Origin of the sequence: Parapedobacter sp. (assembly GCF_035556095.1) — a bacterium.
GTDB lineage: Bacteria > Bacteroidota > Bacteroidia > Sphingobacteriales > Sphingobacteriaceae > Parapedobacter.
Window position 1 is genome coordinate 21,964 of record NZ_DATMFT010000003.1, and the last position, 13,627, is coordinate 35,590.

13 protein-coding genes and 1 riboswitch are annotated in these 13,627 nt (G+C 49.0%); of the genes, 6 read left to right on the plus strand and 7 right to left on the minus strand.

The features are described 5' to 3' along the window. Positions 1–64: 64 nt before the first annotated feature. Positions 65–799, plus strand: coding sequence for an AAA family ATPase (locus VNQ80_RS00575; RefSeq protein ID WP_325635287.1), 735 nt, complete (start codon positions 65–67; stop codon positions 797–799). Between the two features lie 76 nt (positions 800–875). On the opposite strand, the gene metE is transcribed toward VNQ80_RS00575, so the two are convergent. From metE to VNQ80_RS00590, 3 genes are all read right to left on the minus strand, one after another. Beyond that, positions 876–3,197 (minus strand): 5-methyltetrahydropteroyltriglutamate--homocysteine S-methyltransferase, encoded by a 2,322-nt coding sequence (metE, locus tag VNQ80_RS00580; RefSeq protein WP_325635289.1) that lies wholly within the window; start codon positions 3,195–3,197, stop codon positions 876–878. Positions 3,198–3,308: 111 nt separating this feature from the next. Then, positions 3,309–3,425, minus strand: a riboswitch (SAM riboswitch). 55 nt (positions 3,426–3,480) lie between these two features. Next, the gene (locus VNQ80_RS00585) at positions 3,481–4,170 is read right to left on the minus strand and encodes a response regulator transcription factor (protein ID WP_325635291.1); all 690 of its coding nucleotides are present in this window, start codon (positions 4,168–4,170) and stop codon (positions 3,481–3,483) included. Between the two features lie 14 nt (positions 4,171–4,184). Then, positions 4,185–6,005 carry an ATP-binding protein gene (locus VNQ80_RS00590; protein WP_325635293.1) on the minus strand — a complete coding sequence of 607 codons (1,821 nt, stop codon included), beginning with the start codon at positions 6,003–6,005 and terminating at the stop codon, positions 4,185–4,187. Between the two features lie 120 nt (positions 6,006–6,125). Here VNQ80_RS00590 and VNQ80_RS00595 point away from each other — a divergent pair, with 120 nt between their 5' ends. Next, positions 6,126–6,530 carry a hypothetical protein gene (locus VNQ80_RS00595; RefSeq protein ID WP_325635295.1) on the plus strand — a complete coding sequence of 135 codons (405 nt, stop codon included), beginning with the start codon at positions 6,126–6,128 and terminating at the stop codon, positions 6,528–6,530. Between the two features lie 20 nt (positions 6,531–6,550). Here VNQ80_RS00595 and VNQ80_RS00600 read toward each other — a convergent pair whose 3' ends face one another. The 4 genes from VNQ80_RS00600 to VNQ80_RS00615 all read right to left on the minus strand — a co-directional run bounded on the left by VNQ80_RS00600 (position 6,551) and on the right by VNQ80_RS00615 (position 9,663). Further along, complete coding sequence (locus tag VNQ80_RS00600; protein ID WP_325635297.1) at positions 6,551–7,282, minus strand: TylF/MycF/NovP-related O-methyltransferase; 732 nt, start codon at positions 7,280–7,282, stop codon at positions 6,551–6,553. Between the two features lie 3 nt (positions 7,283–7,285). After that, positions 7,286–8,716: a pyruvate kinase gene (gene pyk / locus VNQ80_RS00605; RefSeq protein ID WP_325635299.1), complete on the minus strand. Its 1,431-nt coding sequence runs from the start codon at positions 8,714–8,716 to the stop codon at positions 7,286–7,288. A gap of 211 nt (positions 8,717–8,927) precedes the next feature. After that, positions 8,928–9,350, minus strand: coding sequence for an IPExxxVDY family protein (locus tag VNQ80_RS00610; RefSeq protein WP_325635301.1), 423 nt, complete (start codon positions 9,348–9,350; stop codon positions 8,928–8,930). Then, positions 9,343–9,663 carry a hypothetical protein gene (locus VNQ80_RS00615; RefSeq protein WP_325635303.1) on the minus strand — a complete coding sequence of 107 codons (321 nt, stop codon included), beginning with the start codon at positions 9,661–9,663 and terminating at the stop codon, positions 9,343–9,345. Before VNQ80_RS00615 ends, VNQ80_RS00610 begins: the two co-directional genes overlap by 8 nt. A gap of 77 nt (positions 9,664–9,740) precedes the next feature. On the opposite strand from VNQ80_RS00615, the gene VNQ80_RS00620 reads away from it, so the two are divergent. The 4 genes from VNQ80_RS00620 (at position 9,741) to hisS (ending at position 13,592) form a co-directional block, all read left to right on the plus strand. Beyond that, a complete protein-coding gene (locus tag VNQ80_RS00620; protein WP_079717265.1) occupies positions 9,741–9,977 on the plus strand; it encodes an acyl carrier protein in 237 nt (78 codons plus the stop codon). Between the two features lie 27 nt (positions 9,978–10,004). Further along, on the plus strand, positions 10,005–11,258 hold the full coding sequence (fabF, locus tag VNQ80_RS00625) for a beta-ketoacyl-ACP synthase II (RefSeq protein WP_325635309.1): 1,254 nt from the start codon (positions 10,005–10,007) through the stop codon (positions 11,256–11,258). Positions 11,259–11,313: 55 nt separating this feature from the next. Next, positions 11,314–12,045 carry a ribonuclease III gene (gene rnc / locus VNQ80_RS00630; RefSeq protein WP_325635312.1) on the plus strand — a complete coding sequence of 244 codons (732 nt, stop codon included), beginning with the start codon at positions 11,314–11,316 and terminating at the stop codon, positions 12,043–12,045. Between the two features lie 161 nt (positions 12,046–12,206). Next, positions 12,207–13,592, plus strand: coding sequence for a histidine--tRNA ligase (hisS, locus tag VNQ80_RS00635; protein WP_325635314.1), 1,386 nt, complete (start codon positions 12,207–12,209; stop codon positions 13,590–13,592). Positions 13,593–13,627 lie beyond the last annotated feature (35 nt).

A 13,627-nucleotide genomic window follows, 5' to 3' on the forward strand; every position in this document is an offset into this window, starting at 1 on the left:
GGCAAAGATAGGGTTTTGTCGTATATCGGAACTGCCGGTTGCTCGAATTTCCTTAACTTGCGGCATGCCGTATTTATCTCGTATATCTGTTCCGGTATTGGATGCCAGCAGTTATCTGGCCCATATTCCTTCTTTGCGTAATGGAGTGAACCTGTCGCTGCGTCGTAATGTTACCTTTTTCGTGGGTGAGAACGGTTCAGGCAAATCGACTTTGCTTGAGGGTATTGCCGAGCAATGTGGGTTTAGCCTACGGGGAGGCAATAGAAACCACAACTTGAACACGGGGCATCAATTTGATGGATATGAATCGCCCTTAGCACCGTTCGTCCGCTTGGCATGGACACCCACTCGTATTAGTGATGGTTTTTTCATGCGGGCGGAAAGCTTTTTCAATTTTGCTTCCTATATCGATGAGTTGGCGCTGGATGATAGTAGAATCCTTCGAGCCTATGGGGGAAGATCTCTGCACGAGCAATCCCATGGTGAATCGTTTCTAGCTTTATTCAATAACCAATTCGAGTCTGGGATTTACCTGCTTGACGAGCCTGAAGCGGCATTATCACCGGCGCGGATGTTAGCCTTTATTTCCGTAATCCATCGGTTGGCTACGAATGGGCGCGCACAGTTTATCATTGCAACGCATTCACCAATACTCATTTGTTATGCCGGAGCTGTGATTTACCAGTTTGATACCGATGGCATCAAAGAAACGACTTACCAAGACACGGAGCACTATCAGCTGACCAAATCATTTTTGGACAACCCGGATGCATATTTACGGCATTTAATGGAAGGGTAGGCCCATCGTGGCGTGAGCACAAAAAAAGCCCCGTTACTTGATGGCAACGGGGCTTGGAATAATACGGTCGGGTAGGCTACACGGCCTCGGCTACGCCCCGTAGTGTCTTCGCTGCTTCGACCATCGCTTCCAGCGCGGCCTTGGTTTCCGGCCAAGCGCGGGTTTTTAGGCCGCAGTCGGGGTTAACCCAAAGCTGCTCGGCAGGGATGACGGCTTTTGCCTTTTCAAGCAATTTCACCATCTCTTCCTTGCTCGGTACGCGCGGTGAGTGGATGTCGTAGACTCCGGGGCCGATATCATTCGGGTAGTTGAAGTCTGCGAAGGCATCAAGCAGTTCCATCTGCGAGCGTGACGTTTCAATGGTAATCACATCGGCATCCATAGCGGCGATGTGCTCGATGATGTCGTTGAACTCCGAGTAGCACATGTGGGTGTGAATCTGCGTATCGTCCGCTACGTTGGACGACGAGACACGGAAAGCACGCACTGCCCAGTCCAGGTAAGCCTTGTGATCTGCCTTGCGCAATGGCAACCCTTCACGGATAGCCGGCTCGTCAATCTGGATGATTTTGATGCCGGCTTTCTCCAATGCTTGCACCTCATCCAAAATAGCCAGGGCAATCTGATAGGTAGTTTCCGACCGCGGCTGGTCATTGCGTACAAACGACCATTGCAAAATGGTAACCGGACCGGTAAGCATTCCTTTTACGGGGCGATCAGTCAATGTCTGTGCGTAGGCCGACCAATAAACGGTCATATCGCTGGGGCGCGAAACATCGCCGTAGATAACCGGTGGCTTCACACAACGTGAGCCATAGGATTGTACCCAGCCATTTTTGGTAAAAGCATAGCCGGATAGTTGCTCACCGAAGTATTCGACCATGTCATTGCGCTCAAACTCGCCGTGTACCAGTACATCGATACCCAAATCTTCCTGAAGACGGATGGTCCGCTCGGTCTCTTCGGCGATGAGTTTATCGTATTCTTCTTGTGTAATCGCACCTTTCTTGAGGTCAGCGCGCCATTTGCGAACGTCTCTGGTCTGTGGGAAAGAGCCGATGGTCGTGGTGGCGAAGGCAGGAAGGTTGAACTTTGCCTGCTGCTGTGTTTTACGTTCGGCAAACGGACTGGTACGTTTAGCGTCGTCGTCCGTAATGTTTTTTACGCGGGTTTTCACCTCGTCGCGGTGGATGAGTGCAGAGGTACGGCGGCTTTGCTGTGCAGCCTTGTTCGCTTCGAAGCGTGAAGTAACGGCGCTACTCGCATCACCCGTAGCTAACGTAGCCAAGTCGGCCACTTCTGTAAGCTTCTGCTTAGCAAAAGCGAGCCAGTTTTTAACCTCGGCAGGTAGCGATTGCTCGTTATCTTCCAACTCAAGGTCGAATGGAACGTGCAATAATGAGCTGGACGGAGCTACCCAAACCCGATCGGCATCCAGTTTATCCACGGCTTGTTTAATCTTGCGGAGGGATGCTTCGTAGTCGTTTTTCCAGATATTACGACCATCAACCACACCCAGCGATAGGGTAAGATTGGCGGGTACGTTGTTCAATAATTCATCGAGCTGGTTTTCGCCACGTACCAAATCAATGTGCAAGGCTTGGACGGGCAGATTCAGCGCTGTTTCGGCGTTTTCGCGTAGCGACTCAAAGTAGGTGGCAACAAGGATTTGCGTGCCTTTTGCAGCGGCAGCGAGCCGGCTGTAAACAGTTTGGTAAAGCGCACGGGTTTTGTCGTCGATGTCCAATGCCAGGAAAGGTTCGTCAAATTGTACCCATTCCGCACCGGCGGTGGCGAGTTTACCCAATATTTCTTCGTAAACAGGTAACAGGCGGTCAATGAGGTCGATCCGATCGAAGCCGGCCTCTTTCTCCTTGCCCAGCAATAGGTAGGTGATGGGGCCGATCAGTACCGGCTTGGTGGTGACGCCCAATTGCTTGGCTTCGTTGAATTCGTTGATTACTTTCTCGGAAGTAAGATGGAACTGCTGTTCTTTCACGAACTCAGGCACGATATAGTGGTAGTTGGTGTCGAACCATTTGGTCATTTCCATGGCGGTTACGTCGAGCTCATCTTGCTGGAAACCACGGGCCATAGCGAAATATAGATCGAGGTTGTAAGAAGAAGCGCCTTCGACGGTGAAGCCTTCGTAGCGGGCCGGGATGGCACCCACGGTAAGCGAAAGGTCCAGCACCTGGTCATAGAATGAGAAATCGTTGGAAGGAATGAGCGCGATGCCAGCCTCCTGTTGCGTTTTCCAATTTCCCTCGCGAATGGTGCGCGCGGCCTCCAGCAACTCTTGCTGGCTGATCTTTTTTGCCCAATAGGCTTCGTTGGCTTTTTTCAGCTCCCGAAGGGCACCGATACGCGGGTAACCCAAATTGTTGGTTTTTAACATGATATTGTATGAATAAATTAATGTACAACACAGCGACATCCTTCCGTGACGGAAATGGGAAGTCTTTTTTCCTGGATGCTTTGGGGAGACGGCACAAGGGTCAATTGTGTCTGCTTATTTTTCCCTCTCCCCGCTTCAAGCGGGGGGAGAGTAGAATTTAGCACCTTGTCGGTGGACAGGTTGCTAAGGCTTCACAGGGTCCATTCCCTCTGCCTTTCTCCATAAGCGGCCGCTAAGGTCGGGATAAATTATGTAAACCGCAAATATTTTTGCGAATGGTCTACTAACTTACTAGGAGTTTATATCCCTTGCCGTGTACATTGACGATTTCTACATTGGGGTCGTCGCGTAAGTATTTGCGCAACTTGCTCAAAAATACGTCCATGCTGCGGCCATTGAAGTAATTGTCGTCGTGCCAGATTTTCAGTAGGGCCTCCTCGCGGGTGAGTACGTCATTTTTCTTGATGCAAAGCAGGCGCAGCAGCTCCGCCTCTTTGGTTGATAGCTTTTGTTGCTGCCCATCGTAGCTGATTTGCTGGGCCACGTAGTCGAAATGGTATTTCCCGATATCGAATTTGTCGGCATACGTTTCCTCCTGTTTTTCGCGCGATGCGCGTTTTAGGAGGGCGTGGATACGAAGCAGTAGCTCTTCTACACGAAAAGGTTTGGTGATATAGTCGTCGCCGCCTAGTCCGAACGCTTCGGTTTTGTCTTCCATCATCCCCTTTGCAGTAGCGAAGATGATGGGGATGTCAGCGTTGGTTTTGCGGATTTCTTTGCCCAGTGTGAAGCCATCCTTGCGGGGCATCATCACGTCTAGTATACAGAGATCGAACGGTTCTTTGTTGAACTGCCGTAGTGCCTCGTCGCCATCCTTGCACAGCGTAACTTCGAATTTGCCCTTCAGTTCCAGGTAATCTTTCAGGATATCGCCCAGGTTCGGGTCGTCTTCAGCCAATAGAATCTTTTGCATAGTGGTTAGTCTCCCTATCGTTCGAGCGGTAATATGATTTCAAATGTGGTACCTTTCTCTTTTTCGCTCTTTACTTGTACTTTCCCATCCAACCGCTTCACGATGTCGTTTACGTAGCTGAGCCCGAGGCCAAAACCTTTCACGTCATGGCGGTTTCCCGTTGGGATGCGGTAGAATTGATCGAAAATCTTAGACAGCTGGTCGCGGCTCATCCCGATACCCTTGTCAGCCACCGTGAGGTGGACTTGACTGCCGGTGGTTTTTGTTCTAATGGTAATGTCGGGATTTTCATTGCTGTATTTTATGGCGTTATCCAACAGATTGAACAGCACGTTGGATAGGTGTAGCTCATCACCCGATACGACGGCATCAGTCGCATCGAGGTGCATATTTACTTTGGCTTCGTGCTTTAGCAGTTGCAGTTCCATGCTGTCCACCACAGCCTGGGTCAGGTCGTTCATATCGACTGGATGGTGCTCCAGTTTCAGGTTATCTTTTTCGAGACGGGCAATATTGAGTACCCGCTCGATATGATTGCCCAAGCGCACATTTTCGTCATAAATGATATTGGCCAGGCGGGAGGCGCGCTGCCGGTCGGCCGCTATTTCGGCATCCTTGAGCGATTCGCTGGCAATCATGATGGTGGCCACCGGCGTTTTGAACTCATGGGTCATGTTGTTGATGAAATCCGTCTTCATCTCCGATATTTTCTTTTGGCGGAGCATGGTAAAGATCGTGTAGGTAAAGGAGCCAATCAACACGAGCAGCAGGGTAACCGACGAAAACAACATCACGGTCATGTTTCCCATCAGTACGTGGTCCTTGTTCGGGAAGTATACGGCAAGGCGGCCGGACGAACGTTGATTGTCTGCACGGAAAAGTTCCGTGGTATAAAGGCTTTGCTGGTCGGGTTGTTCGGCTTCCGAGAAGTTGGCAAAAGATGCATACAGTGTGGTATTTCTGTCTTTGATTATGAGGTCGAACGGGGAGTTGATGTCCCGCAGTGCCAGTTCTTTCTCGAGTTCCGATTGGATGTAACCTACATTGATGCGTTCACTGAGGGGGCGCTTGTACAGCTCTGCTTCCGCTTCAAAGCCTTGAACCATCATCAGGTTTTTGCCGCTTATAATGGCAATGGTGTCCATTAATGTGTTGGCCTGCAGCAGTTGCAGTTCCCGTTCTTTACGGGCGATTTCTTGGTTCATCTTGAGATCCTGCCGGGGGGGGAACGCTTTTATGGCATATTTTAATCGCGTCGTGTTGAACTCATCGGGCCCCATCGGAATGAAGTAACGCACACTATCGTCCTTCGCTTTGATTACAGGTACCTCCCGGGTAGCGGAAAGCCCGATGGAGTTGTCGTTACGTTGGAATCCGTTGTCGATTACAATGTTTGATTGATAGCTAATCGATACAAGACCCTGGTGTCGCGGATTGTTGATATACGTTTCGTAAAAATCGTTGTTCTCAATGGCAATAACGATTGGAAACTGCTGATTCAGTTCTTCCTCCTGTTGCAGGAATGCCAAGCGCAATTTTTCCTGCTTTTGGCGTAATTGTTCGATTTCTGTCTTTAGGCGAAGCTGTTCTTCGAGCTTACGTTGCTCGCGTTCAAGCTTTTCTTTATTTCTTCGCTGTGCATTGGCTAGCTGCATCACTTCCCGCTTCTCCGCTTTGGCGGCTACCGTGTTTAATGCGGCTTTGACAGATTCATCAAAAAGTTGGGCTTTCAGTACGTAGGATTGGCGGATGAAAAAATATTGCATGGCCACCACTCCCAAAAGGGCGACAGTCATCAAGCCGATGATCAAACCAATGCTCTTTTTATGTCTCATTCCTTACAAAAATACATAAGCTGCTAAGCAAAAGGTAGCTTTTAACAAATTTTAACACCGGGTGTGACATACGGTGTTCTATTATTTTTGCTAATTTTGGGTGTACCAATTGCATGGATTATGAATGGGCTTTATATTTTTTTGATCGCTATTTTTGGTTTGCCGGCAGTTGGGCTTGCCCAACAATACAGGGATATTGCGCACAGCTTACGTGTGATCAAGCTCGAAAAACCGACTGTTGTCGATTCTACCAAGTCGAGATCGCTGCTTAAACAGCATGGCGGCCGGGTGTTCGATACGACTCCCATGCCCAACGTATACCGCGGGGATTATGCCGTCCCCATGCCGAATGCCTATCGCGGCGACAACTGCGTACCCATGCCCAACGTTTACGAGGCAAATCCCACTGAACGCATCATTACATTAAAATTAGACAGCACGGATAAAAATACGCCCGACAGCTTGGTTCTCCAAAAACTCGACGAGCTGAGGGATACATTGGAAAAACAGCGGCCCAAAGAGTAGCCGCAGAAAGCTGAAAGGCCTTAGCGAGTCATTTTGGTGACGTGGAGCTTGCGCCCCACTTGGTTGAACGTATAACCCGATTTGTCGTTGAAGTATTCGTCCACTGCGTTGCGGCAGCCGGACCAATCGTAATAATCATCGAATATGATTTTTCCTCCGGGCGATAGGTGGGGTTCAATCTGGAGCAGACAGCTCATTACCGAAGCATACCAATCACAATCGATGTGGGCCAATGCCACCGCCTCGGTAATGTAGAGCGTATCTTCGAAATATCCTTTAATCAGCTTGATGTTGTTTTCCAGAGGTGGTAAACCGTGTTTTGCGAGATTGCCCGCCACCACTTCCTTCAGATTTTCCGTATACCCATAGTACCTGTCGCCACCAATTCCCTTTGATTTGCCACTTTTAATTTCCTCATACCGGGCGTGCACATCGGCATCGTCCTTGTTTGAGGGGGGCGGGATCATCCCGAACGCATCATATAGACGGAACTCGCGTTGGTTTCCCTTCGCTTTGCCCAACACAATGGCCGATCCGCCAAGCGCGCTGCCGGCCTCGATAAACAGACCGGGCACCCGGGCCTCCTCCACCTCCCTAGCCACCTCGTAGAGGTTGAGCAGGTCGCGCGTGGTGAGGTAGGTCAAACGCTGGGTCTTGACCCGTAAGATAGCCGCCTTTTGGCTATCGGTAAGGCGATACCACCAAGCGAGCGTCTTGGCGGTTGCACGGTCTACCACCTCATGGATACCCATCCGTTATTCCATTTCGGTGACCTTGATTGTATTGGTCTTACCCTTTTTGTGCAATGGGGTGGATGCCGTATTGATAACGATTTGCCCCGGTTGCACGAGCCTCTTGGATTTCAGTAGCGTGTTGACATCATGGATACTGCCATCGGTGCTTTCAAATTTATCGTAATAGAATGTTTTCACACCCCACAGGAGTGTCAGGGTGTTTAGCAATGTACGGTTGCCGGTAAAGATATAGATGTCGGCGTTAGGACGGTAGCTTGATATCTCGAAAGCGGTGTAGCCCGAGTAGGTCATTGCCACAATAGCAGAAGCACTGGTTTTCTCGGCCAAATACACAGATGAGCCGCAGATGGCATCAGGAATCACCGATTCGTCATCGTGTGGTGTGTCCTTAGAGCTATAATAAGGATAAGAGGTGCGCTCCACATGTACGATGATTTTGCTCATGGTCTCGATTACGATTTCGGGAAACTCGCCGACGGACGTTTCGCCGCTCAACATCACGGCATCGGCACCGTCCAGCACTGAGTTGGCTACGTCGTTCACTTCGGCCCGTGTGGGGCGAGGCGTGGTTATCATGCTCTCTAGCATCTGGGTGGCGATGATAACTGGTTTCGATGCGTTCCGGCATTTTTTGACAATCATTTTCTGCAATACCGGAACGTCTTCCATAGGCATCTCCACGCCGAGATCACCCCGCGCAACCATAATGCCATCGGTTACTTCGATGATGGTGTCAATATTGTCAATCGCTTCCGGTTTTTCTATTTTCGCAATCACGCGTGATGATTTCCCCGCTTCGCTGATAACGTCCTTTAGTCGCACGATATCTTCCGCGTTTCGCACGAACGACATCCCGATCCACTCCACGTCATACTGCAGCACGAAATGGAGGTTGTCGAGGTCTTCTTCGGTAAGGCTCGGAATTGATACTTTGGTGTTCGGCAGGTTCACTCCTTTACGCGATGTAAGCACACCGCCGTGTACCACCTCGCACCAGACGGTATCTTCCAGGTTGCTGCGCAGTACGCGAAGTTGGATTTTTCCGTCGTCGAGCAAAATGATTTCGTTCTCGTTTACGTCTTTGGGGAATTCGGGATAGGTAATGTAAATCCGACTTTCATCGCCCACGAGTTCATGGGTGGTGATTTCTACTTGGGCACCGTTGAGCAGTACTGCGCCGCCCTCTTTCATTTTGCCAATCCGGATTTTCGGACCCTGTAGGTCTGCCAAAATACCGATGTTCATGTTATACTCACTGTTGATTTCCCGTATGGTGTTGATTACAGCGAGGTGGTCTTCTTGGCTACCGTGCGAAAAATTAAGCCGACATACATCGACGCCTTTAGCTATCAGACTGGTTAGTATCTCTTTCTTTGCTGTTGCAGGCCCCAGCGTGGCCACGATTTTAGTTCGCTTTTGAACCTTTTCCATTTATTCCTGTTTGTTAATGTGTTGCTGCACGTATACCCTGTGCGGGCTGACGCTTGATTTGTTCGTTTTTAATCTATGGTGTGATTTATACACTTGGGCAAACTTAGATAAAGTTGCTTCGATATACAAATCTTAATTTACTAGTACCAAAGCAACTTTGTCGGTCTTTCCCCTACTATTGAAAGCAAAATTTTCACAGGGAAACATGGCACTAAAATATAAGATTTTCTTTAGATTTCAATTTTTGTGGTGCGATTTCACTTGCAGCGACCACCTCGTTTATCGCCAAAATGTGGTCCAATAGATTGGTTAAATCTTCATCGTCGATGAAGTTTCTGATAAGCAAAAAATAATCGGAATAGCGCATCTCGGGTATCAGCAGGCCACCATCTAGCCCCCTATTTGCCAATAAATAATACTCGGTGTCGTTGGTTTCGTCAATATCGGCATACCTGCTAAAAGAGGCCACCCCCACGGACGACCCCATCCCAATTTCGTAATCAGCTATTTTATGCAATTTTAGCCCTGTAACCTTATTGATGAAATAGCACAAACGGTAGTCCCTAAGTGATGACGTAATGGCAATCAGTACGAAATCGAGGTCCAATTCGTATTTTAATGTGACTTTATTCAAAGTATTTTTCTATATTCAACGCAAACTTAGGTAAATTTGCTGTATTGCAGATAAATGCAGCGAATTTATCGGTTTTGCCTGCTGAGGTTGCAAGCTCGGGTTCTTCGCTGCAATAGCGGGAAAAACAGGTGGGGCGGAAAATTACAAAAACAAAAGGGGCCGAATGCGCATTTACCCTAAAAAGAATGAAGTGAAACGCATAACAGTTGACGGATATATTAACCCAGTTAAAGAGGCTAACTAATTTTTTTGCTAAATCGCTGATATAAAAACGGTAATTCGATTTACAGCAAAAACCTGAATAATGCTCCAAAAATCAAATATGTTTTACTATTTGCCGAAATTTATTTTTCTTTGCACAGATTTATTAAACAATTAAACTATAGAATCATGTCTGATATCGCATCAAGAGTTAAAGCAATCATCGTTGAAAAGCTAGGTGTAGACGAAAACGAAGTGACCCCGGAAGCTTCATTCACCAACGATTTGGGCGCCGACTCACTCGACACCGTGGAGTTGATTATGGAATTCGAAAAAGAATTCAACGTAGCAATCCCCGATGACCAAGCTGAAACCATCAGCACGGTAGGACAAGCAATCGCTTATTTAGAAAAAAACGTTAACTAACTAAATTCATTAGGCCAATCGTTATAAATGGAGCTTAAAAGAGTAGTAGTAACAGGGTTAGGTGCGCTTACTCCGATTGGGAATACTGTCCCCGAATTTTGGGATAGCCTGATTAAAGGAGTAAGCGGCGCTGCTCCAATCACCAAGTTTGACGCGTCGAAATTCAAGACGCGTTTTGCTTGTGAGGTGAAAGGGTTCAACGCCGAGGATTTCATGGAGCGCAAAGAAGCCCGAAAAGTAGATCCATTTGTACATTACGCATTGGCCGTCACGGATGAAGCGATTGCTGACGCATCGCTAGCATTCGATAAATTAGATACCAACCGTATCGGCGTGATATGGGGGTCTGGTATTGGGGGCCTTAAAACCTTCCTGGATGAAGTAATCAACTTTTCAGCTGGTGATGGAACACCCCGTTTCAATCCCTTTTTCATTCCGAAGATGATTTTGGACATCGCGCCGGGCCATATCTCTATGCGCCATGGGCTGCGGGGGCCTAATTTTTCAACGGTATCGGCATGTGCCTCGTCCACGCATGCATTGATTGATTCCTTGAATTACATCCGTACCGGATATGCTGATGTCATCATCAGTGGCGGTTCGGAAGCCATCATCAATGAAGCGGGTATCGGTGGCTTTAATGCCATGCATGCGCTATCCACTCGCAATGACGAGCCGCAGACCGCATCGCGACCGTTTGATAAAGACCGCGACGGATTCGTGGCCGGTGAAGGCGGCGCAGCGATCGTGTTGGAAAGCTTAGAGCATGCCCAGGCACGGGGAGCGAAGATTTACGCTGAGCTTGCAGGGGCCGGCATGAGTGCCGATGCTTACCACATCACCGCTTCGCACCCGGAAGGGCTCGGCGCACGGCTTGCTATGGGCAATGCGCTCACAGATGCCCGGCTCACTAACCAAGCTATCGATTACATCAATGTACACGGTACGTCTACCCCGGTAGGCGATCCCAGTGAGATTATGGCTATCCTCGAGTTATTTGGCAAACACGCGTACGAGCTGAATATCAGCTCAACCAAATCCATGACCGGCCACCTTTTAGGCGCGGCAGGCGCCGTGGAGTCTATCGCTTCTATTCTCGCCGTCAAGAACGACATCGTACCTCCCACGATTAATCATTTCACAGACGACCCGAATCTTGATCCGAAATTAAACTTTACGTTCAATGAAGCTCAGAAGCGGACAGTGAATGCGGCTATGAGTAATACTTTTGGGTTTGGCGGTCATAATGCTACGGTTATTTTCAAAAAATTCGAAGATTAATTTAAGGCATTTCACACAAGGAAACCTTTTGTGTGCTTTTTCAGTTAGTAATCAGATGCCTGTTTCGAAGATTTACAAACTGCATTTTTCACCCAATCGCCGTTATGTGAGGGCGTTGAAGAACATGCTTGGCTTTGTTCCGGGCAACCTGCACCTCTATCAGCTTGCTTTCCGGCACAAGTCGGTAGCGGTACCCATTAAAGACGGCACCAAAAACAGCAACGAACGGTTAGAATTCCTAGGTGATGCCGTATTGGGTTCGGTGATTGCCGAGTTGCTCTTCAAAAAATACCCATACAAAGGTGAGGGGTTTCTTACCGAAATGCGGTCGAAAATCGTGAGCCGGGCACACCTCAACCAACTGTCGAGGAAGCTCGGCCTCAATGAGCTTATCCAATACGATGCCCGCATGGTGCACTACCCCAATAAACAGGGGTCACTCTTGGGCGATGCCTTTGAGGCACTGGTTGGCGCTATTTACCTCGATAAGGGCTACGCGTTTGTAAAAAACTTTCTGATTAACCGTATCATCAAGCCCCACGTAGACATCCAGTTGTTGGAGCAGACCGAAACCAATTTCAAAAGCCGCCTTATCGAGTGGTGTCAGCAGGCTGGCAAGGAAATTAGTTTTGTCCAAACGGAAAACGCCGCAGGCGACAGCGTGAAGATTTTCACGATCGATGCTGTGATCAATGGCGAAGTATACGGCACGGGCCGCGATTACAACAAGAAAAGCGCTGAGAAAATCGCAGCTGAAAAGGCATGCGAGGCGCTGAATGTGCTTTAGTTGGTCGTCAGTCGTCAGTCCAATTTCGCGTCTCAAATCTCACGTCTCAAATCTCATATCTATCTCTTACGTTTCCGCTATCGCATTTTGCCTCTCAGTCGCAGCGGAGAGATCGATACATTTGCCTTGCCTATACAGGCAAATATATCTAAGTTTGTCGCATGGCAGTAATCAAACCTTCATTGGCCAAGGGCACGCGTGATTTTTCGCCCGCGGAGATGGAAAAACGCAACCACATTTTCGACACCATCAAGTCGGTATTCATCAAGTACGGTTACCGCGAGATTCAGACTCCTTCGTTTGAAAACCTCCAGACACTTACCGGGAAATATGGCGATGAGGGAGATAAGCTGATTTTCAAGATACTCAACTCGGGCGATTACCTGGCCAAGGCGCCGGCCGACCTGCTGGAAGAACGGGCTTCCACGCCATTGATCCCCTACATCACCGAGCGAGCGTTACGTTATGACCTGACGGTTCCTTTCGCCCGCTACGTGGTGATGCACCAGCATGAGCTCACCTTACCGTTCAAGCGGTTCCAGATACAACCTGTATGGCGTGCCGACCGGCCCCAACGGGGTCGATATCGTGAGTTCTACCAGTGTGACGTGGACGTGGTGGGGTCAGATAGCCTACTCAACGAGGCCGAATTTGTACTCGTTTACCACGAGGCGTTGACGGCACTCGGGCTACGCGACTTCTCGATCAAGCTCAACAATCGTAAGCTCTTAACCGGCATCGCAGAGGTACTGGGTAAGCCTGAGCTGATTGTCGACATGACCGTGGCCATCGACAAGCTGGACAAGATCGGCTTGGAAGGGGTGAATAAGGAATTGCTGGCCCGCGGCTTTGGTGCCGAAGACCTGGAAAGGCTGAAACCTATCATCCAATTGCAAGGTACCAATAGCGAGAAAATCGAACAACTTAAGGACGTGTTGCACGCATCGGCCACGGGGCTTGCCGGCATCGATGAACTCGAGATTGTATTGGGCTACGTGGAGAAGCTATCGGGCGATACGACATTGCTTAACCGGTTTGTGGAGTTGGATATTACACTTGCCCGTGGCCTCAACTATTACACGGGGTCTATCTTTGAGGTGAAGACCAATGAAGTGACCATGGGCAGCATCGGCGGCGGCGGCCGGTATGACGACCTTACCGGCATGTTCGGGCTTAAGGGAATTACCGGAGTTGGGATCTCTTTCGGGGCGGACCGGATATACGATGTGCTGGAGGAGTTGGGACTTTTTCCCGAGTCTACTGCCCGATCCACCCAGGTGCTAATCAGTAATTTCGATAAATTAGCCGAGTTATATGCGTTGCCGCTACTTCAGAAATTGCGCGTCGCGGGTATTGCGTCAGAACTTTACCCCACCCCCGCCAAATTGAAGAAACAGCTAACATATGCCGACCATAAGAAAATCCCTTATGTCGTCCTTATTGGCGAAGAAGAGGTTGTGGCGGGCTTGTTTTCACTGAAAGATATGCTTTCGGGCGAGCAATGGAAACTGACCGAGGCCGAATTGTGTGCTAAGCTAATCGGTTAGCCTGCGTTGACCGATAGGAAACTTATGCCTATCTT